The organism is Vibrio cyclitrophicus (assembly GCA_023206055.1).
GTDB lineage: Bacteria > Pseudomonadota > Gammaproteobacteria > Enterobacterales > Vibrionaceae > Vibrio > Vibrio cyclitrophicus_A.
Window position 1 is genome coordinate 3,419,337 of record CP065366.1, and the last position, 18,716, is coordinate 3,438,052.

14 protein-coding genes are annotated in these 18,716 nt (G+C 47.0%); 12 read left to right on the forward strand and 2 right to left on the reverse strand.

Annotation, left to right across the window (positions count from 1 at the left end; genetic code table 11):
- Positions 1 to 46: 46 nt before the first annotated feature.
- The 8 genes from arcA (at position 47) to ITG09_15275 (ending at position 9,010) form a co-directional block, all read left to right on the forward strand.
- On the forward strand, positions 47 to 1,270 hold the full coding sequence (arcA, locus tag ITG09_15240; protein UPR52003.1) for an arginine deiminase: 1,224 nt from the start codon (positions 47 to 49) through the stop codon (positions 1,268 to 1,270).
- A gap of 72 nt (positions 1,271 to 1,342) precedes the next feature.
- On the forward strand, positions 1,343 to 2,254 hold the full coding sequence (gene arcC, locus ITG09_15245; protein UPR52004.1) for a carbamate kinase: 912 nt from the start codon (positions 1,343 to 1,345) through the stop codon (positions 2,252 to 2,254).
- Between the two features lie 148 nt (positions 2,255 to 2,402).
- Positions 2,403 to 3,413: an ornithine carbamoyltransferase gene (locus ITG09_15250; GenBank protein UPR52005.1), complete on the forward strand. Its 1,011-nt coding sequence runs from the start codon at positions 2,403 to 2,405 to the stop codon at positions 3,411 to 3,413.
- Between the two features lie 496 nt (positions 3,414 to 3,909).
- A complete protein-coding gene (gene pyrB / locus ITG09_15255; GenBank protein UPR52006.1) occupies positions 3,910 to 4,839 on the forward strand; it encodes an aspartate carbamoyltransferase in 930 nt (309 codons plus the stop codon).
- A gap of 15 nt (positions 4,840 to 4,854) precedes the next feature.
- Complete coding sequence (locus ITG09_15260) at positions 4,855 to 5,319, forward strand: aspartate carbamoyltransferase regulatory subunit (GenBank protein UPR52007.1); 465 nt, start codon at positions 4,855 to 4,857, stop codon at positions 5,317 to 5,319.
- 326 nt (positions 5,320 to 5,645) lie between these two features.
- Positions 5,646 to 6,134 carry an arginine repressor gene (locus ITG09_15265; GenBank protein UPR52008.1) on the forward strand — a complete coding sequence of 163 codons (489 nt, stop codon included), beginning with the start codon at positions 5,646 to 5,648 and terminating at the stop codon, positions 6,132 to 6,134.
- Between the two features lie 175 nt (positions 6,135 to 6,309).
- On the forward strand, positions 6,310 to 8,169 hold the full coding sequence (locus tag ITG09_15270; GenBank protein UPR52009.1) for a protein-disulfide reductase DsbD: 1,860 nt from the start codon (positions 6,310 to 6,312) through the stop codon (positions 8,167 to 8,169).
- Between the two features lie 211 nt (positions 8,170 to 8,380).
- Positions 8,381 to 9,010, forward strand: a complete 630-nt coding sequence (locus ITG09_15275; protein UPR52010.1) for a response regulator transcription factor — start codon at positions 8,381 to 8,383, stop codon at positions 9,008 to 9,010.
- Here ITG09_15275 and ITG09_15280 read toward each other — a convergent pair.
- Positions 9,007 to 10,758 (reverse strand): potassium/proton antiporter, encoded by a 1,752-nt coding sequence (locus ITG09_15280; GenBank protein ID UPR52011.1) that lies wholly within the window; start codon positions 10,756 to 10,758, stop codon positions 9,007 to 9,009. The two genes, ITG09_15275 and ITG09_15280, sit on opposite strands and share 4 nt — an antisense overlap.
- Positions 10,759 to 11,185: 427 nt before the next feature.
- Between ITG09_15280 and ITG09_15285 the strand changes: the two genes are divergently transcribed.
- The 4 genes from ITG09_15285 (at position 11,186) to ITG09_15300 (ending at position 15,138) form a co-directional block, all read left to right on the forward strand.
- Positions 11,186 to 11,452, forward strand: coding sequence for a DUF4212 domain-containing protein (locus tag ITG09_15285; GenBank protein ID UPR52012.1), 267 nt, complete (start codon positions 11,186 to 11,188; stop codon positions 11,450 to 11,452).
- A 10-nt stretch (positions 11,453 to 11,462) separates the two neighbouring features.
- Positions 11,463 to 13,166, forward strand: coding sequence for a cation acetate symporter (locus tag ITG09_15290; GenBank protein ID UPR52013.1), 1,704 nt, complete (start codon positions 11,463 to 11,465; stop codon positions 13,164 to 13,166).
- Between the two features lie 187 nt (positions 13,167 to 13,353).
- Entirely contained in the window at positions 13,354 to 13,740 is a 387-nt protein-coding gene (locus ITG09_15295) for a hypothetical protein (protein UPR52014.1), read from the forward strand.
- Between the two features lie 12 nt (positions 13,741 to 13,752).
- The gene (locus tag ITG09_15300) at positions 13,753 to 15,138 is read left to right on the forward strand and encodes a class II fumarate hydratase (protein ID UPR52015.1); all 1,386 of its coding nucleotides are present in this window, start codon (positions 13,753 to 13,755) and stop codon (positions 15,136 to 15,138) included.
- Between the two features lie 125 nt (positions 15,139 to 15,263).
- Here ITG09_15300 and ITG09_15305 read toward each other — a convergent pair whose 3' ends face one another.
- On the reverse strand, positions 15,264 to 18,695 hold the full coding sequence (locus ITG09_15305) for a hybrid sensor histidine kinase/response regulator (protein UPR52016.1): 3,432 nt from the start codon (positions 18,693 to 18,695) through the stop codon (positions 15,264 to 15,266).
- Positions 18,696 to 18,716: the final 21 nt, after the last annotated feature.

The window sequence follows — 18,716 nt, forward strand, 5'->3', positions numbered from 1 at the left end:
ACTCTTAGCGATAAAAGTAATTCAAATATATAAGAGAGAGACGATCATGAGTAAGTTCTATGTAGGTTCTGAAATAGGTCAATTACGCCGCGTTCTAGTTCACCGCCCAAGACGCGCACTGACTCACCTAACACCCTCTAACTGTCACGATTTGCTGTTTGATGACGTACTGGCTGTTGAGCGTGCAGGTAAAGAGCATGACGCATTTACTCAAACGCTACGTGATCAAGGTGTTGAGGTTCTTCTTCTTACTGACCTACTAGCAGACACGCTAGCCGTGCCAGAAGCAAAAGATTGGCTTTTGAGTCATCAAGTTTCTGATTACCGCTTAGGCAAAACCTTTGCTAACGATGTGCGCTGCTACTTGGGCGACTTACCAAACCTAGAGCTAGCAAAAATCCTAACGGGTGGTCTGTCTTACGCTGAAATGCCAATGAAATCATCTTCAATGATGCAAGGAATGCACGCACCAACTGACTTCATTATCGAGCCTCTACCAAACCACCTATTTACTCGCGACACATCTTGCTGGGTGTACGGTGGTGTATCAATCAACCCAATGGCGAAACCTGCTCGTCAACGTGAAACTAACCACGTTCGCGCTATTTACCGCTGGCACCCAACATTCGCAGGCCAAGACTTCATTAAATACTTCGGCGATGAAGAAAGCATCAGCTACGACAACTCAACCATTGAAGGTGGTGACGTTCTTGTTATCGGTTGCGGCACGGTGCTTATCGGTATGTCTGAGCGTACAACAGCACAAGGTGTTGAGCACTTAGCATCGAGCCTATTCAAACACGGTCAAGCGAAACAAGTTATCGCAATGCAGCTACCAAAACACCGCTCTTGCATGCACTTAGACACAGTTATGACGCACATGAACGAAGATACCTTCTCTGTTTACCCAGAAGTGGTGAGTAAAGACGTGCAGTGCTGGAACCTTACTGGCGATGAGTCTGGCGCAGTAAAAGTGAAAGAAGAAGGCTACTTCGTAACGGCTATCGAAAAAGCACTGGGCGTAGACAAGCTAAACCTCATCACGACTGGTGGTGACAACTTCCATGCAGAACGTGAACAGTGGAACGATGCAAACAACGTTCTAACCGTTAAACCTGGTGTCGTGATTGGCTACGAAGGCAACACCTACACCAACGAAAAATACGACAAAGCAGGCATCACGGTTCTTCCGATTCCAGGCGATGAACTTGGCCGCGGTCGCGGTGGCGCACGCTGCATGAGCTGCCCAATTGAGCGTGATGGTATCTAATCACTAAGACGAAACGGCCAAGTTGAGCAATCTTAAGTCATCTCAGCTTGGCCAAAATGAGAGAACACAATTATGACTAAGCAAACTGTTGTTGTCGCACTCGGTGGTAACGCCCTACTTCGTCGCGGTGAGCCGTTAGAAGCCGATGTTCAACGCCGCAATATTGAAACGGCGGTGAAAACCATATCTGAAATCGCAAAAGTGTACAACGTGGTGTTAGTACACGGTAATGGCCCACAAGTTGGCTTACTTGCTCTTCAAGGTTTGGAATACAAAAAAGTAAATCCATACCCGCTAGATGTATTGGGCAGTGAGACTCAAGGCATGATCGGCTACATGCTGATGCAAGAGTTCAAGAACTACCTACCGAACCGCAACATCTCGTGCATGTTGACCCAAATGACAGTCGATCCAAACGATCCTGCGTTTGCGGATCCAACTAAGCCGATTGGCCCGATCTACGAAGAAGCAGAAGCGCGTGAGTTAGCAGAGAAATTCCACTGGATCGTAAAACCTGACGGCCAACATTTCCGTCGCGTAGTACCAAGCCCGCGCCCTACCGGCATTGTAGAACACGAAGCGATCACTCAGCTTATCGATGCGGGTCACCTTGTGATTTGTACTGGCGGTGGCGGTATCCCAGTGAAAAAAGAAAATGGCAAATTAGTCGGTGTTGAAGCGGTTATCGACAAAGACATGTCAGCGGCTTTCTTAGCGAAACAATTGGATGCGGATGCACTGCTAATTCTGACCGATGCGGACGCTGTATACCTTGATTGGGGCAAACCGACTCAACACGCATTGCGCAGTACCACGCCAAGCGAGTTAGCAATGTTCGAATTCGATGCAGGCTCAATGGGGCCAAAAATTGAAGCATCGTGCGAATTCATTCAACAAGGCGGCAAGGTAGTAGGTATCGGCGCACTCGAAGATGGTTTGCAAATTCTGCAAGGCCAAGCGGGCACCAATATCACCAGAGGTTAGCGCGCTAACGAGCCTCTATAATCTGATAAAACACAGAATTAAACGAAACAAACAGAACCGAACAAATTTAACTAAAAATTGAATCGCGCTTTCTTGAATTTTCTTTCCCTGTAACAAGGAAGCGCCTAAATCTAAAAAGGAATACATCATGGCTTTTAACCTACGCAATCGTAACTTCCTAAAACTACTAGATTTCACTCCACGCGAAATTCAACACTTGTTAGATCTTTCTATGGAGCTAAAAAAAGCGAAGTACAACGGTTACGAACAGCCAACACTGACTGGCAAAAACATTGCGCTTATCTTTGAGAAAACCTCCACTCGTACTCGCTGCGCATTTGAAGTAGCGGCATTCGACCAAGGTGCTCGCGTTTCTTACTTAGGCCCATCTGGCTCTCAAATTGGCCACAAAGAATCAATGAAAGATACAGCTCGCGTTCTTGGCCGTATGTACGATGGCATTGAATACCGCGGCTTCGGTCAAGAAATCGTTGAAGAGCTAGGCGCTTACGCTGGCGTACCAGTATGGAATGGTCTGACTGACGAATTCCACCCAACACAAATCCTGGCTGACTTCCTAACTATGACGGAATACGGCCGTGGTAAACAACTACATGAGATCAGCTTTGCTTACCTAGGTGATGCTCGCAACAACATGGGTAACTCTCTGATGGTTGGCGCTGCGAAAATGGGCATGGACATTCGCCTTGTTGCTCCAAAACAATTCTGGCCACAAGAAGAGCTATTAGCTCAATGTCGTGAAATTGCAGAACACACGGGCGGCAAAATCACGCTAACAGAAGATGTTCAAGAAGGCGTGCAAGGTTGTGACTTCCTATACACCGACGTTTGGGTATCAATGGGCGAAGCAAAAGAAGCATGGGCTGAGCGCATCAACCTAATGATGCCTTACCAAGTCAACATGGACATGGTCAAAGCGACGGGCAACCCACATGTGAAATTCATGCACTGCCTACCGGCTTTCCACGGTGAAGACACCACAGTCGGCAAACAGCTTGCTGCTGAATATCCGCAGCTTAAAGATGGCGTAGAAGTGACGGATGAAGTGGTTGAGTCTGAATACTCTATCGTGTTCGATGAAGCAGAAAACCGCATGCACACCATCAAAGCAGTAATGGTTGCGACATTAGGCAGTTAGTAAGCTGAACAACTAAGAATCTAGATAACTAATAATCTAAATAGTTAAGCACTCACTTGTTCGCAAGACAATGACAAGTAAAGTGCAGTAGCAGGGAAATGCGGGTGGCATACTTGGGTTTAACCCTTGGATAAAGCCCGCATTTTTTTTCATGAACTGGAAGGGATTATCACCCCAAAAAGCCTGAAAATTTCTGTTTCAACAAGGGCTTAAATCAAAGCTAAATGCAGACGTTATTTCGCATAAAAATCCATTAAATGAATACTTTACAGAAAGTATTGCATGGCGTTTTTATCTGAGTATAATCCTCCGCAATTTGTCTTAAGAGAGCAAAAAATGAACTGCAATTCTGTCACACATGATTGTCAAACTACACGCCAAAGAGTGGCGGTGGTGTCATTTTTATTTTGCTCTATTGATCGTTTCGAAGCCTCCTATTTTTAGGGGGCTTTTTTTTGTCCGCAATTTGACTGTATGCATAGAAGGAAGACCCGTTATGGCGCATTCGTTATTTAACAAGCACATCATCTCCATACCTGAGCTCACTCGTAATGAACTGGAGCTTATCGTCGACACAGCAGCAAGACTCAAGGCCGAGCCAAACCCAGAGTTGCTGAAAAATAAAGTCGTTGCGAGCTGCTTCTTTGAGCCTTCAACTCGAACTCGTCTTTCATTTGAAACCGCTGTTCAGCGTCTTGGTGGCACAGTCATCGGTTTTGATAATGGCGGTAACACATCACTAGCGAAGAAAGGCGAAACGCTTGCCGATTCAGTACAAGTTATTTCATCTTACGTCGATGCCTTTGTCATGCGTCACCCACAAGAAGGCGCAGCACGTTTGGCCTCTGAATTTTCTAACGGGGTTCCGGTAGTGAATGGCGGCGATGGTGCCAACCAACACCCGACGCAAACCTTGCTGGATCTATTCTCGATTTACGAAACGCAAGGCACGCTTGATAACCTAAATGTGGCATTCGTTGGCGACTTAAAATATGGCCGTACTGTCCACTCACTGACGCAAGCGCTGTCGAAATTCAATAACGTGCGTTTCTTCTTTATCGCGCCAGAAGTATTGGAGATGCCAGATTACATCTGTGAAGAATTAGAAGAGATGGGCATCCAATACAGCACTCACAGCAGCATTGAAGAAGTGGTGCCGGAATTAGATGTTTTGTACATGACTCGCGTACAGAAAGAGCGCTTTGATGCATCGGAATACGCACACATGAAATCGGCTTACATCCTAACCGCCGATACATTGAAAGACGCTCGTCAAAACATGAAGGTCCTTCACCCGCTGCCACGCGTCGACGAAATCACTACCGACGTTGATAAAACGCCACACGCTTACTACTTCGAACAAGCTGAAAACGGTGTATACGCTCGCGAAGCCCTATTGGCCCTAGTTCTTAACGACACTTTATAAGCAGGAGAAACAGTCATGGTTAAACAAACTCAGCTACAAGTAGAAGCGATCCGTAACGGCAGCGTGATTGACCACATCCCTGCGCACCTTGGTATCAAAATCCTTAAACTGTTTAAGCTACACAAGACAGAACAGCGCATCACCATGGGGTTAAACCTGCCATCATCGGCACTTGGCCATAAAGACCTAATCAAGATTGAGAACATCTTCCTGACCAAGGAACAAGCCAACCAATTGGCTCTTTATGCTCCCCAAGCCACGGTCAATCAGATTGAAGAATACAAAGTGGTTAACAAGCTAACCCTTGTGCTGCCAGAGCAAATCCACAGTGTGTTCTCTTGCCCAAATAGCAACTGTATTTCACACGGTGAACCTGTCGAAAGTAGCTTTAAAGTGCAGCTAAAACAGGAAAAAGTGCAGCTAAAATGTCACTATTGTGAAAAAGTATTCTCTCGCGAGATCATGAATGAAATTCGCTAACCCTTAGCGGAATTACCTTCGCAATAAAAACCATTTAAATAATATGGATATTTATTCCCAAGTCGGAATAAATATCCATTCACCATAGAATAAAACCCCAAAATAAAAGCAATAAACCAGAATATTATTTGGTGATCACCTTCAAAAAGATAACTATCCTTTAGTGGTAGACTCAATGCATAGATGATCATACATCTCGCATACCCTCCCTTCTTTACTTCGGGATTCATCGGTAAGCCCTATTAATAATCGTACTCTACGGCTTTGGGAGTGCGTTCGGCGCTATGGACAAGCGATATCCACAGTTTGACCTTAAGGAGTTGTTCATGAACGAAATCACTGAGCACGGTTGCTTGTATTCAGCTGAAGATAAAACACTGACTGCAGCGTGCAAACGCTTACTACAACAGCAAAGCTTCTCGACCCAAAATCAACTGCGCGAGAAACTGGTTGAGATCGGTTATACCGGTATTAGCCAATCGACTGTATCTCGTATTTTGTCACAACTTGGCGTGGTGAAAATCCAGAACGCCTGTGGCAAAAAGGTGTACTGCATCACTGTTGAAAGCGCACCGGTTCGTGTCGATGCATCCATCTCATCGCAAATTGAGTTGATTACTCATAACCAAGCGATGGTGATAGTAAAAACCCACCCAGGTTGTGCACAGTTAGTCGCACGATTGGTCGACATCGACCCACATACCGAGATTATCGGCACAGTTGGCGGCAACGACACCGTGTTAATCATCCCGAAAGACACGACCAACATTGATGCTTGCGAACAAGTGGTCAAAGCACGCTTGGGCGTTGCCTAAATGTCTTATTGGCAAGGTCTGTTAACTGCAGTTGCGCTGCTAACTCTCTCTCGACTACCTATGAAGGTGGCTCACCCGCCCTAGCGGATATTTGCTGGTCGATGAAACTAATCACAAACTATTACGGTCTGATTGAGTTAAGATACCTTCAACTCCATTTTGATGACTAAATTGTATGCGACGACTTGCCACATTACTTTTTGTTTGTATTTCCCTATTCACCCAGCCTGCGTGGGCGCTTTTTGGAAATGACAACGCCGAGCCAAGCTTCGGAGGCAATAACAACGGTTTTGTCCCTGTAGACCAAGCTTTCCCTTTCAATTACTACCAGCAAGACGGCAAGATGCTTCTCGACTGGCAAGTAAAAGAAGGCTACTACCTCTATCAACATAGCCTCTCTTTCACTGGCCAAAATCTTGCGATCGGCAATGTTGAAATGGAAGATGGCAAGCCACACCAAGATGAATTCTTTGGTGAGGTGAGCATTTATACCCAGCCATTATTCGTGCAAGTTCCGCTACAGAGTTACCAAGATGGTTCACAGCTGATCGTTAAATATCAAGGCTGTGCAGATGCAGGTTTCTGCTATCCACCCGAAACTCGAATCATCGATATTGAACCATTTACAGCTACAGATTCAGGTTCAGGCGGCTCTCAAGCTAATGCAGTGTCGCCAGAGTCACCGGCTGCAAACAATGAGGCCGATGCTTCAGCACAGCAAGCCTCTCCAAAAGCAGACGTTGCAACTAACACTACTCCACAATCAACTGCACCCGTTTCAAAAGAAGCGAGCCTAGCCGATAAGCTCGGTGACAGTTGGTGGACGCCATTATTATTCTTAGCACTTGGTGTTGGCTTAGCCTTTACACCGTGTGTTCTGCCGATGTACCCAATTCTAACGGGTATCGTATTAGGTGGCGGCAAGCTCAGCCAAGGTCGTGCGCTGATGTTGTCATTTATCTACGTGCAAGGTATGGCACTAACCTACACCCTATTAGGTTTAGTGGTTGCCTCTGCGGGTATGCAGTTCCAAGCGGCGATGCAGCATCCTTACGTGTTAATTGCATTGAGCGTTCTGTTTGTGGCGTTAGCTATGTCGATGTTTGGCGTTTATAACCTGCAACTCCCGAGCAGCATCCAAACGTGGCTCAACAACCAAAGCAACAAGCAGCAAGGTGGCAATACCTTGGGCGTGTTCGCGATGGGCGCTATCTCAGGCTTGGTGTGTTCACCTTGTACCACAGCACCACTATCCGGTGCGCTGCTGTACGTCGCTCAGAGTGGTGACCTGTTTACCGGCGCAATCGCTTTGTATGCATTGGCGATGGGTATGGGTATCCCACTGATTTTGGTGGCAGTATTTGGTAATAAGCTGCTGCCGAAAGCAGGCAGCTGGATGGACAAGGTGAAGATCGTATTTGGCTTTATCTTGCTGGCAGCGCCAATCTTCCTGCTAGAGCGCATTATCCCTGAGTTATGGGCAACGGTACTTTGGTCTGGCCTTGGCTTCATCGCCTTCGGTTGGCTATACCACAGCAAGAATGCACTGCCATTCGGCGGCTGGAAGCAGAGTGCGGTAGGCATCATCGCGATGCTTGGCTTATTCGCTTCCGCACAGCCCGCATTGAACTATTGGTTTGCGGAAAAGGGCGTAACGGTAGAACAACAGTATATCCAATTTGCACGCATCAACACCGTTGAAGAGCTCGAAATCCAGCTCATCGAAGCCAAGAAACTCGGCAAGCCAGTGATGCTCGATTTCTACGCTGATTGGTGTGTAGCATGTAAAGAGTTTGAGAAGTACACCTTCCACCAAGCTGATGTTGAGGACAAGCTTTCTGATTTCGTCCTGCTTCAGGCTGACGTGACAAGAAACATGCCTCAAGACATTGAACTGCTTAAACAATTACAAGTGCTCGGTTTGCCAACGATTGAGTTCTGGGATGGCGAGGGTAACCATGTTCCAAATGCTCGTGTCACTGGTTTTATGCCTGCCGATGTATTCTTAAAACACATGCAAGACCACCAGCTATAACGACGACATTCGTCTAAATACAAGCACTCACAAAAGCCGCACCGCTCCTCATAACGAGATGGCAGTGCGGCTTTTTTGTGATTATAGGAAACGCTTTCCAAGAACAGGGATAAAAGTCGATATGGTTCAGACTTTTCATGCATAGATATTGTCCACATACTCAATCAGGATGATAATAAATATTAACTAAATTGTTAAAAGTATGAACGTCATGGACTCGACCTATACCATCATCATTGCTGATGACCACCCTCTCTTTCGCAACGCCCTGTTTCAGTCAGTTCATATGGCGATCAGCGGTGCGAACCTGCTTGAGGCCGATTCTCTCGATGCCTTACTGACTCTGTTAAAGAAAGAAGACGAACCGGATCTATTGTTGCTCGATCTTAAAATGCCGGGCGCCAATGGCATGTCAGGCTTGATTCAACTGCGCGCGGAATACCCAGATCTCCCTATTGTAGTGGTCTCTGCCAGTGAAGATGCCAGCGTGGTCACTCAAGTGAAGAGCCACGGTGCGTTTGGCTTTATTCCTAAGTCGAGTGATATGCGTGAGTTGGTGAGTGCTCTGAATCAAGTACTAAATGGCGACCCGTTCTTCCCTGAAGGACTTATCACCAATAATGCAGCCTGTAGCGACCTTGCAGAAAAGCTTTCTACTCTGACGCCTCAGCAGTATAAGGTATTAGGGATGCTTTCTGACGGCTTGCTTAACAAGCAAATCGCGTATGAATTGAATGTTTCGGAAGCGACCATCAAAGCACATATGACGGCCATCTTCCGTAAACTGGATGTGAAAAATCGTACTCAAGCGGTTATCTTGCTACAAGAAGTCCACAATTAAGCTTCACTGATATCCTCTTCTAAAGTCGTCTTAGGTAAGCATAAACCCAACCTGACGACTTTATGATCATCTATCTCTGCAACTACCCAAGTGATGTCATGCCACTCGAAGCTATCGCCCAATACAGGGTGTGCGCCAAGCTCCTGAGCAACCAATTGTTTTAGCGTCATTTCTCGCTCTTCTTCCGAGCCAAGTTCAATACCATAACAATCACTCACCGCGGCAACTGATAGCTCAACATCGAGGAAGAAGTCACCAAAGAAACGCGCAGCTTCTTCTGCTAGAGGCGCCTCACTGAACAACGAACTTAAGCTGTCCAAATCTTTGTCTTGACCAAGCACACATAAAATATCGTTCGCCTCTAATACAGTACTGCCCGATGGGTGGAGCAAAGCATCTTTTCTAAACAGTGCGGTAATTCGCGTTCCTTCAGGCATAGACAAGCGCTTCAGTGGTTCGCCCACACACCACTTCTCTTCTTTCAGCTTGTAAACAAACATCTCCCACTCACTGGTCGGATAAATCTCCATACCGGTACGAGAAATCGGTGTTGGCGTCGGTGGTAAGGTCACTTGAGCCAGTCTCGCGACTTTCATTAAGCTACCGCCTTGAACAATCAGCGAAACCATAACCACGAAGAAGGCGATGTTGAAATACAGCTGAGCATTGGGCAAGCCTGCCATCATCGGGAATACAGCTAAAATGATCGGCACCGCGCCACGTAACCCAACCCAAGAAACAAACCAGCGCTCCTTGGTGGTAAAGCTTCTAAACGGTAGCAAGCCCAACCAAACAGACAGTGGACGTGCAAACAAGATCATACCGAAAGCCAATGCTAGCGCAGGCAGAGCAATGTCCATCAGCGTCGATGGCGTCACCAGTAAACCCAATACCAAGAACATCACGATTTGGCTTAACCACGTCATGCCATCAAGGACATTAAGAATAGAGTGTCGAGAACGTGTCGGACGATTACCAATGAACAAGCCCACTAAGTAAATCGATAAGATACCGCTGCCGCCAAGCATGTTAGAGAAGGCAAACAGAGCTACACCGCCACTGAGCACCAGAATCGAATACAAGCCATCAGCCAGCTGCACTCGATTGATTAAGCTCCACAGAACCCAACCGCCACCAAGGCCGATAAGCGTGCCTACACCAAACTGCATCGCGAAGCTTTTCAGTAGGAAGTTCATTCCCATCTCGGCATCTGGGGTGCCCAGCAGCGCAATTAAAGTCACTGTCAGGAACACCGCCATTGGGTCGTTGGTACCCGATTCGATCTCCAGAGTTGAGCCAACACGTTCATTGAGGCTCTGTCCTTTCAACAAAGAAAATACCGCAGCAGCATCAGTCGAACCGACAATCGCACCGACTAAGATACCCTGCATCAATGACAGGTCGAACAGCCAAGACGCCATTAAGCCTGTTAAGGTTGCGGTACATGCGACACCTATCGTCGCTAGCGAGAGCGACGGCCAAAAAGCAACCTTAAAACTCGCGACCTTGGTTCGCATACCGCCATCAAGCAGGATCACAGCAAGTGCAAGGTTACTCACCAAGTAAGTGAGTGAATAATCATCGAAATTGATGCCACCAGGACCATCTTCACCCGCCAACATACCAACGAACAAAAAGATCAAAAGAATCGGAACGCCCAATCGTGAGGACACTTGTGAGAAAAGCACACTGATGGCGATGAGTACCGCACCAGTTAAAAATAAGTGGTTAATAGTTATTGCGTCCAATTCGTTCCCCCAAAGAATAAAACTCAAGATATAAGCATGTTGATCTTCTAGCGCTAAGCATGGCACGGTCGATGAAAGTGCTTTAGTTACTATAACAAACTTATGTTTCCCTTCGTGTCATACGCAGGACTAAATACCGTTTCTCAGTCATTTAGTTGTTAAATTTTATGACTCGCACTCTAATTCATCCACTTTTGTTAGACCTTTGGCTAATTTAACAACCTTGTAACATCACATTTTACTATAGTTCTGCCTCCTAACTCCCATATTTCAGTACATTATCGCCAATCTCATCCCGACTAAAGTTGCACAGATCCCTTGACCCATCCTTGCTACATTCTAAATCGTAACATTACGTTAACACGGATATTTTACATAAACGGTTTAACAAAAACGGTTTCTACGAAACGGAATAAAGGAGAAGGCAATGGCGTTCGAATCTACGGAACATGCTCAAGCCTACTGGAAGGAAAACTTGGGAATTATGGGAACACTGCTCGCGGTTTGGTTTGCAGTGTCTTACGGCGCTGGCATCTTATTTGTGGATGCCCTCAATACCGTTCAGTTTGGCGGGTTCAAGCTAGGATTTTGGTTCGCTCAACAAGGTTCAATTTATACCTTCGTGGCGTTGATATTTATTTACGTTGTTCGCATGAATAAGCTGGACAAAAAATACAACGTACAGGAAGACTAGAGGCTAGAACATGGATATTCAAACTTGGACGTTTATTCTCGTCGGTATTACTTTCGCGGTATATATCGGCATCGCAATCTGGGCTCGTGCAGGGTCTACGAGTGAGTTCTACGTTGCCGGCGGTGGTGTGCACCCAGTAGCAAACGGCATGGCGACTGCCGCTGACTGGATGTCGGCAGCATCATTCATCTCAATGGCAGGTATCATCTCATTCGTTGGTTACGACGGTGCGGTTTACTTAATGGGTTGGACAGGTGGTTATGTACTACTTGCGCTATGTTTAGCACCTTACCTACGTAAGTTCGGTCAGTTTACGGTTCCGGATTTCATCGGTGAGCGCTACTACTCGAAAACAGCCCGTATGGTAGCGGTATTCTGTGCAATCTTCGTATCGTTTACGTACGTTGCAGGCCAGATGCGTGGTGTGGGCGTTGTATTCTCTCGTTTCCTAGAAGTCGACATTAACCTAGGTATCATCATTGGTATGGGTATTGTGTTCTTCTACGCAGTACTTGGTGGCATGAAAGGCATCACTTATACGCAGGTAGCTCAATTCTGTGTCCTCATTTTCGCCTTTCTTGTTCCAGCAATCTTTACATCAATCATGATGACAGGTAACCCACTTCCACAAGTTGGTATGGGCTCTACGCTATCAGGCACGGATGTATACCTACTTGATAAACTGGATGGACTCACCGAAGAACTCGGATTTACCGCCTATACCGAAGGTAACAAGAGCATGGTAGATGTATTCTTCATCTGTGCGGCTCTAATGGTCGGTACTGCGGGTCTTCCACACGTAATCATTCGTTTCTTCACGGTACCAAAAGTACGTGATGCTCGTATCTCAGCGGGTTGGGCTCTACTGTTCATCTCATTGCTATACACAACAGCACCAGGCGTTGCAGCATTCGCTCGTGTAAACATGATCGAAACAATCAACGGCCCAGACATGCAAGGTGTCGCAGCAGCAGACGCACCAAGCTGGTACAAAAACTGGGAAAGCACTGGCCTAGTAGGTTGGGAAGATAAGAACGGCGATGGCAAAATGTTCTACTCGGGCGATGAGCGCAACGAGATGAAGATTAACCGTGACATCATCGTACTGGCTTCTCCAGAGCTAGCGAAACTACCAAACTGGGTTGTAGCACTACTGGCAGCCGGTGGCCTAGCAGCCGCACTATCAACTGCCGCAGGTCTACTACTGGTAATCTCGACGTCGATTTCACATGACTTATTGAAGAAAGGCTTCAGACCAAACATGACCGACAAGCAGGAGCTATTAGCCGCTCGTTTGGCCGCTATGGTCGCGATTGTTGGCGCAGGTTACTTGGGTATTAACCCACCAGGCTTCGTAGCTCAGGTAGTAGCGTTTGCCTTCGGCCTAGCCGCTGCATCCTTCTTCCCGGCGATTATCCTAGGTATCTTCTATAAGAAGATGAACAAGGAAGGCGCAATTGCAGGTATGTTGTCAGGTATTGCCTTCACAGCAAGCTACATCATCTACTTCAAGTTCATTAACCCAGCAGCAAGCACACCGGAAAACTGGTGGTTTGGTATCAGCCCAGAAGGCATCGGTACGCTAGGTATGTGTCTAAACTTCGTAGTATCGATTGCTGTAAACAAAGTAACTGCTGAAGTACCACAAGATGTACAAGATATGGTTGAGAACATCCGTTACCCGAAAGGTGCTGGTGAAGCTCACGACCACTAAGCAGAGATGTTTAAAAAAAATGAAGCAGTACTTACATTGTAGGGATTAGGTACTGAATCTCAGAAAGCCGATACTTCATGTATCGGCTTTTTCTTTTTCTGCTCATTTTATAAAAAGACAAACAAAGGGTTGTTTTTAAAATTTCATTTGATAATAATTATCATTAACATCCAATAAAGAGATGCAGATGATGATGAAAGAGCAGCAGGGTCTCTATTCGAGGTTTTACAAAGCACAGGATCGCTTTGCTTCATTAGAGCAAGTTCAAGGCCATGAGCCGTTTGTAATTCGAGAGTATATCGAGTGTGCACTCACGCTTTCGGCTTACTATGAAAAGCATGCCGCTCAAGAAAACATCTTGTTGTGCGAGCTGTATCTACGCCAAGTTTTCTTTCATTTGATTGAAGCGATTGAGTCCCCTGAACGCAGCTTCGCCTTTCGTCATATCTGCCTAGACTCTATTCACTCACCACTATTTTATCTGAAACGCCACTACTGCCAACAACCTCAAGGCCAAGCGCGTTTTTTGAATCTCAGCCAAACACTACAACAAGTCCAAGCCCCACTTGGCTAACAAGGATAGAAGATGGCCCTACAATATCGAATTGAGAAAGACAGCATGGGGGAAGTGAAAGTCCCTGCTGATGCGCTATACCAAGCACAAACTCAACGTGCTGCAGATAACTTTGCTTTTAGTTCACACAAGATGCCAACCAGTTTCATCCAAGCACTGGCATTCATTAAACAGGCCGCCGCAGACACCAACGCTCAGTTGGGTTTGTTGGAAGGTGATATTGCCAACGCGATCGCCGAAGCAAGCCAAGAGATCATTGAGGGCAAACATCTCGATCAATTTCCGATCGATGTTTACCAAACTGGCTCTGGTACTAGCTCCAACATGAATGCTAATGAAGTGATTGCAACACTCGCTTCAAGAAGCTTGCAAGGCGACGTAAACCCCAATGATCACGTCAACATGGGCCAAAGCAGTAACGATGTGGTGCCAACCGCAATTCAAGTGAGCGTTGCTTTGATGGCAGAAAACAAGTTGTTGCCAGCACTAACTCACCTTGCTGAAGCTCTCACTATCAAGCAACAGGAGCTTGCTGAGGTAGTGAAGACAGGCCGCACTCACCTAATGGATGCGATGCCAATGACCTTTGCTCAAGAACTAGGTGGTTGGAAGTTTCAGATTGAACACGCTAAGCAAGCAATAGAGAACACCCTGCCTGCTATCAAGGCTTTAGCACAAGGTGGTACGGCGGTTGGAACAGGGATCAATGCAGACCCACGCTTTGCCGATAAGTTTTCGAGTAACCTGTCTCAATCGACAAAGATCAGTTTTAGCTCCAGTGAAAACTTCTTTTTTAACCTCAGCAGTCAAGACGCGATCGTTGCGCTCTCTGGTCAGCTCAAAACTGCAGCAGTTGCGATCATGAAGATCTCAAACGATCTTCGCTGGATGAACTCTGGGCCGTTGGCTGGCTTAGGGGAAATTGAATTGCAGGCTCTCCAACCGGGCTCGTCTATCATGCCTGGCAAGGTAAACCCTGTAATTCCAGAAGCAGCTGCAATGGCGGCAGCGCAAGTTATTGGTAATGACACCACCATTACGGTGGCTGGGCAGTCTGGCAACTTCCAACTGAATGTGATGCTGCCTGTGATTGCTCATAACGTATTAGAAAGCATAGAACTGTTAGCCAACAGCTCAGTCGCACTGGCTGATAAAGCGATTGCCACCTTCACGGTGCGCCAAGACAATCTCGATTTAGCGCTTTCAAAGAATCCAATTCTGGTGACCGCACTTAACCCTGTGATTGGTTACCTAAAAGCGGCGGATATTGCCAAGAAAGCTTATAAAGAAGGCTTACCGATTCTTGATGTAGCAGAAAGAGAAACCGATCTTAGTCGAGAAGAGCTCAGCAAGCTGCTTGATCCAACCACACTGACACAAGGTGGCATTGCAGGTTAGTTAGAAAACTGACAGGCATTTGCTAAAACTCGCTGAAATAGCAGAGACAAAAAAGGCCTCATACGAGGCCTTTTCAATATCCGTTAGCAAGCCCGAACGTGCTAATCCGAACCTGTTAATTCAAGCTAGCTCACTCGATTCAATACCGCTCTGAGTTTTAACGGCTTCACTGGCTTGGCAATAAAGCTAAAGCTGTTGGCCTTTATCGCTGCCAACATATCATCAGTTCTATCTGCACTAATAATGACCCCTTCAAAGGAATCTCCAAGGCGCAAGCGACATTGTTGCAACACCTCAAGTCCCGTTCGGCCATTATCGAGACGGTAATCCGAGAAGATCACATCCGGCTGCCAATCGTCATCGAGACACTTCAAGCTTTCAACCAGATCAACCGCTGTCTTAACCTCACAGCCCCAACGACCAATCAGGTTTTCCATCCCGACCAAAATCTCGCGCTCATTATCGACACACAAGATTTTCAGGTGCTCGATGTCGCTGGTTGCCATTGGCGCTGAAGCTTGCACAATTGGAGCCACCTGTTCGGCTCTTGCTAAGGTGATAGAGAAAACACTGCCTTGCCCCGGCCATGAACGCATCGATATTTGATGACCAAGCACATGAGCAATACCTTTCGAGATAGCCAGCCCTAACCCCAATCCTTGATCGGCTCGTACTTGGCTGCCACGAGTAAACTCTTCGAAGATCTCTTGTTGCTTATCTTCATCGATACCGGTTCCGTTATCCCACACATCGATTCGCACCTGTCCATTCACTCTTCTCGCACCCAGTACCACTTTCCCTTCAGGGTTATAGCGGAACGCATTGGTCAAAAAATTCTGAATCACACGCCTTAACAGCTTTGGGTCTGAGTGAATGAACAATGACGATGGAATCATCTTAAACTCAATTTTCTGCTGTCTCGCTAAGGCGCTAAATTCCGCGTTCAAGTTGGTCAGAACATCATGCACGGCAATCGCGTGAATGTTGGTTTCTAACTTTCCGGACTCCAATCGAGAAATATCCAGCAAGTCGCCAATCAAATCTTCTGCGGCGCCAAGTGCACTCTCGATATGAGACGAAAGCTGCTTCACCTCTTGCTCTTTTGCTACTTCGGAAAGTGATGAAGCAAACAAGCGTGCAGCATTGAGTGGCTGCATCAAATCGTGACTCACGGCAGCAAGAAAACGACTCTTAGATTGGGACTCTTGGTCAGAAATTTGGGTCGCCTTGACCAAGCGATGGTTCAATTTTTCGAGCTCTTGAGTTCGCTCATGCACTCTCGATTCCAAACTTTCGTTGGCATCTTTTAGCGCTTGCTCTGCTTGTCTGAATACCGTGATGTCGGTAAAGCTCATAACAAATCCACCACTCGGCATTGGGTTACCTTGCACCTCAATCACTCGGCCATCAGGACGAATACGAGATGAGGTGTGTCGCGTGCCTTGTTCCAGGTGATAAACACGACGTCGAACGTGATCTTCTGGGTCACCCGGGCCACACAAACCTTGCTCGGCATTGTGACGAATCACATCTGAAATAGGTCGGCCGACTTGAATCAAGCCAACAGGGAATTCAAACAGCTCTAAGTAGCGTTGATTCCACGCCACCAGCCTCATTTGTTTGTCTATTACTGCAATGCCTTGTCCTATGTGTTCAATCGCACCTTGCAGTAAACCACGGCTGAAGTCGTACAGTTCAGAGGCTTCATCAACGATGGTCGCCACTTCCTCAAGCTGCATGTTTCTACCCTGCAAAGCCGAAGTGAGTACTAACTTAGCGGAAGAAGCACCGAATACCCCTGCGAGTACGCGCTCTGCGTGTCGAATCAAACTCGCGGGCGCTTGTTGATTGGGAAGCAGTGGCTGACCATGTTGCTGCCAATAGCTATGCAATGCGCTTTTCGCTCGCTTGCGACCTACAAAACGCGAGGCGAGCATCTCTAATTCAGCCACCGTAACTCGGTTTTGATAAAGACTGATGTTTTCATTTTCAGGCAGTGGAGTGCCAACAAATGCCGCTGATTGTAAGCGCTCACTTAGGCTTGGTCGTGTCGTCATCGAGACCACTACATAACACAGGGTATTGAGCAAGATACTCATCACAATACCCCAGTTTGAACTGCTGACATCCCAACTACTGAGCAGTTCTGGCGGCGTGATAATCCACAATAAAAGATTACTTTCACTATCGCCTGCCAACATACTGGTTTGGCTCATCAAGGTAATCAGCCAAATCAACGAGCCCACCATTAAGCCGACATAAACGCCCTTGCGGTTACCCGGGCGCCAGTACAAACCACCGATAAGTGCTGGAGCGAATTGAGCAATCGCAGCAAAGGAAAGAAAGCCAATCGCTGACAGTGAATGAATGGTATCGAGCGCCTGATAAAACAGCCAAGCACCCAGTAACAGCAGTAAAATTAGTCCGCGGCGAATCACTAATAACAGGCCAGAAAAGTGCCGATGGGTTCTTTGGGTTAGACGCATACGGCGTAGTAACAATGGCATCACTAAATCGTTCGACACCATGATCGCCAAAGCGATGGTCGAAACAATCACCATGCCACTCGCCGCCGAAGTACCACCAAGGAAAGCCAGCAACGCAATGTGATTAGCGCCTTCTGCCATTGGCACACTGATCACGTAGGTATCCGCTGGCATGCCAGTAAGTAGCCCTTGTCCTGCCCAAGCAATTGGCAGCACGAACAGTCCCATCAAAATCAGGTAAAGCGGAAACAACCAGCGAGCGGTATGCAAATCTTGAGGACGTTCGTTCTCTACCACCATGGTATGGAACTGGCGCGGCAGACAGACAATCGCCAGCATGGTTAAAACGGTATGAATTATTAAGGTCGGAATATTGGGTGATTCGTAGGTGGAAGCCGCCACATCAAGCAGGTCGATTTTGTCGCTGCTCATCGCCAGATACATGATGAACAAGCCAACAATCAAGAATGCCGCTAGCTTAACGATGGACTCAAATGCTACCGCCATCATCATGCCACGGTGGTGCTCCGTGTTGTCGATATGTCTCGTACCAAACAGCATGGTGAAGATAGCCAGTGCACCAACTACAAACCAAGAGACGTGATAATCCTGATAACCGAAGTCAGCCGCTAGGTTGGGCGCAACAATATCCAGCCCCATGGTGATACCACGTAATTGCAGTGCGATATAAGGAAGAATACCGACCACAGCAATCACGGTAACGGCCACCGCTAAGCCCTGAGATTTTCCGTAACGAGCCGCGATAAAGTCGGCAATCGAGGTGATGTGCTCCCGCTTCGCAATCAGGATCAGCCGCGCCAAGATCCGCCAGCCTAGTGTAAAGACCAGAATCGGAGCGAGATAAATGGGTAAAAAAGACCAAGGGTTATTGCTCGCCTGCCCGACCGTTCCATAGAAGGTCCAAGAGGTACAATACACTGCAATCGAAAGGCTATAGATCCACGGGCGCCAACGCGATAACCAACGAACCTGCCTGTCTCCATACCAAGCGATCAAAAATAACACGCCCAAGTAGGCTAAAGAGACTGGAATTACTATCCATCCTTGCATTTAAAACCCTTTTTTCATCCA